General features: G+C 38.8%; 1 protein-coding gene. It reads right to left on the bottom strand.

What is annotated here, in order from left to right; genetic code table 11:
• Positions 1–505, bottom strand: a 505-nt coding sequence (locus NZ519_14170; protein MCS7029898.1) for a WG repeat-containing protein, incomplete at both ends; no start/stop codon positions are given.

Raw genomic sequence — 505 nt, 5'->3', positions numbered from 1 at the left:
CTTGGGTATTGATGTAGCCATACTTACCGTTCAATCGGAAATACGCTAACCCTTGCGAGAAACTTCCTGCATCATCATATATACAAGGTACAACTTCCTCACCTTGGATATTGATGTAGCCCCACTTACCGTTCAATTGGACATAAGCTAACCCTTGCGAGAAACTCCCCGCATCATCATATTTACAAGGTACAACTTCCTCGCCTTGGGTATTGATATAGCCATACTTACCGTTCAATTGGACATAAGCTAACCCCTGCGAGAAACTTCCTGCATCATCATATATACAAGGCATAATTTCCTCGCCTTGGGCATTAACATAACCACGCTTACGATTTAATTCTACTAGACCTAAACCTTCTCTAAAATGAAAAGCATCATGGTATTTACAAGGTACTATTTCTTCTCCTTGGGTATTAACATAACCAAAGTAACCACGGTTGTAGTTACCATTTAATTTTACTATACCTAGACCTTCTCTAAAGTGAAAAGCATAATCATATTT

This window comes from Bacteroidia bacterium (assembly GCA_025056095.1).
Taxonomy (GTDB): Bacteria; Bacteroidota; Bacteroidia; order JANWVE01; family JANWVE01; genus JANWVE01.
The sequence above is the reverse complement of the archived record's forward strand: the minus strand, read 5'-3'. Positions and strand labels throughout refer to the sequence as shown.